The organism is Marinobacter sp. EN3, from assembly GCF_000475315.1.
GTDB classification, from domain to species: domain Bacteria; phylum Pseudomonadota; class Gammaproteobacteria; order Pseudomonadales; family Oleiphilaceae; genus Marinobacter; species Marinobacter nauticus.
Genome location: NZ_AXCC01000051.1, coordinates 1 through 2,379 on the forward strand (window position 1 = coordinate 1; position 2,379 = coordinate 2,379).

Here is a 2,379-nt window from a genome sequence, read left to right on the forward strand (position 1 = left end):
ATAACCCCAAGACAACTGATCACGAATCCACACTCATCACCAGGCAAGCCTGATTCCGAGGTATCTTCGAGACAGTCACTTGAAGCAATAGAACAACCACTTCAACGACAACACCGGATAACGCTTGAAATCGCTATCACTTTGAACATCTTCTCTCGGAGATAATGAGAGAAAAATATTCGTGTTCTATCTCGTCCAATTTGTTAAAGAGCAAATCTGACCCAGTGATCAGAAAGGAAGGCTTCATCGATATGAAACATTCGTTTCTGTACACTGCTAACCGAAGTTAGTCAGTAAAGTTTGGTGGAGCTAGGCAGGATCGAACTGCCGACCTCCTGCGTGCAAGGCAGGCGCTCTCCCAGCTGAGCTATAGCCCCAAGAAGCTATCTACAAGAATTGATCAGATCTAGGCGTCGAAGTGCGCCGCATAGCCTGCTATGCAAGTACTTCGACAACGACGAGCTGAGCAATTCTGGTGGGTCTGGGTGGACTTGAACCACCGACCTCACCCTTATCAGGGGTGCGCTCTAACCACCTGAGCTACAGACCCAAAACACGGGCCTGCATAGACCCATCTGCTCTCTTTATTAGCCAACCAAGTAATTCGTGTGGACTCTGACCGAAGCATTCGGCTTCGTTTAAGGAGGTGATCCAGCCGCAGGTTCCCCTACGGCTACCTTGTTACGACTTCACCCCAGTCATGAACCACACCGTGGTAATCGTCCTCCCGAAGGTTAGACTAACTACTTCTGGTGCAATCCACTCCCATGGTGTGACGGGCGGTGTGTACAAGGCCCGGGAACGTATTCACCGCGACATTCTGATTCGCGATTACTAGCGATTCCGACTTCACGGAGTCGAGTTGCAGACTCCGATCCGGACTACGACGCGTTTTAAGGGATTGGCTCACTCTCGCGAGTTGGCAGCCCTCTGTACGCGCCATTGTAGCACGTGTGTAGCCCTGGCCGTAAGGGCCATGATGACCTGACGTCATCCCCACCTTCCTCCGGTTTGTCACCGGCAGTCTCCCTGGAGTTCTCAGCATTACCTGCTAGCAACCAGGGATAGGGGTTGCGCTCGTTACGGGACTTAACCCAACATCTCACGACACGAGCTGACGACGGCCATGCAGCACCTGTCTCAGAGTTCCCGAAGGCACCAATCCATCTCTGGAAAGTTCTCTGGATGTCAAGGCCAGGTAAGGTTCTTCGCGTTGCGTCGAATTAAACCACATGCTCCACCGCTTGTGCGGGCCCCCGTCAATTCATTTGAGTTTTAACCTTGCGGCCGTACTCCCCAGGCGGTCAACTTAGTGCGTTAGCTGCGCCACTAAGACTTCAAGAGTCCCAACGGCTAGTTGACATCGTTTACGGCGTGGACTACCAGGGTATCTAATCCTGTTTGCTCCCCACGCTTTCGCACCTCAGTGTCAGTGTTGGTCCAGGTAGCCGCCTTCGCCACTGGTGTTCCTTCCTATATCTACGCATTTCACCGCTACACAGGAAATTCCACTACCCTCTACCACACTCTAGTCTGACAGTTCGAAATGCCGTTCCCAGGTTAAGCCCGGGGCTTTCACATCTCGCTTACCAAACCACCTACGCGCGCTTTACGCCCAGTAATTCCGATTAACGCTTGCACCCTCCGTATTACCGCGGCTGCTGGCACGGAGTTAGCCGGTGCTTCTTCTGTAGGTAACGTCAAGCCTCATGGGTATTAGCCATAAGGTTTTCCTCCCTACTGAAAGTGCTTTACAACCCGAAAGCCTTCTTCACACACGCGGCATGGCTGGATCAGGGTTGCCCCCATTGTCCAATATTCCCCACTGCTGCCTCCCGTAGGAGTTCGGGCCGTGTCTCAGTCCCGATGTGGCTGATCATCCTCTCAGACCAGCTACGGATCGTCGCCTTGGTAGGCCTTTACCCCACCAACTAGCTAATCCGACTTAGGCTCATCCAATAGCGCAAGGTCCGAAGATCCCCTGCTTTCTCCCGTAGGACGTATGCGGTATTAATCCGGGTTTCCCCGGGCTATCCCCCACTACTGGGCAGATTCCTAAGCATTACTCACCCGTCCGCCGCTCGTCAGCGGGTAGCAAGCTACCCCTGTTACCGCTCGACTTGCATGTGTTAAGCCTGCCGCCAGCGTTCAATCTGAGCCATGATCAAACTCTTCAGTTTAAATCATACAAGAACCCGAAAGTTCTTAATTCTTGCTCAAGACAAAACTCAATTTCGACGAGTCACTGTCCTGATATTTCGTGTCCGAAATACCTCGGCCAGCGCCCACACGAATTACTTGGTTAACTTTTTAAAGAGCGTTTGAGCTGTTGCTCAATCAAGGCCGCGTATTCTACATCGTTCCGCTGCCCTGTCAACC

At 52.3% G+C, this 2,379-nt stretch carries 2 tRNA genes and 1 rRNA gene; all 3 read right to left on the reverse strand.

Features of this window, described 5'->3' with window-relative positions:
• Window positions 1–301: 301 nt before the first annotated feature.
• Window positions 302–377: transfer RNA gene (locus Q675_RS32635), tRNA-Ala, on the reverse strand.
• A gap of 96 nt (window positions 378–473) precedes the next feature.
• Window positions 474–550, reverse strand: a tRNA-Ile gene (locus Q675_RS32640).
• Between the two features lie 89 nt (window positions 551–639).
• Window positions 640–2,180, reverse strand: a 16S ribosomal RNA gene (locus tag Q675_RS32645).
• Window positions 2,181–2,379: the final 199 nt, after the last annotated feature.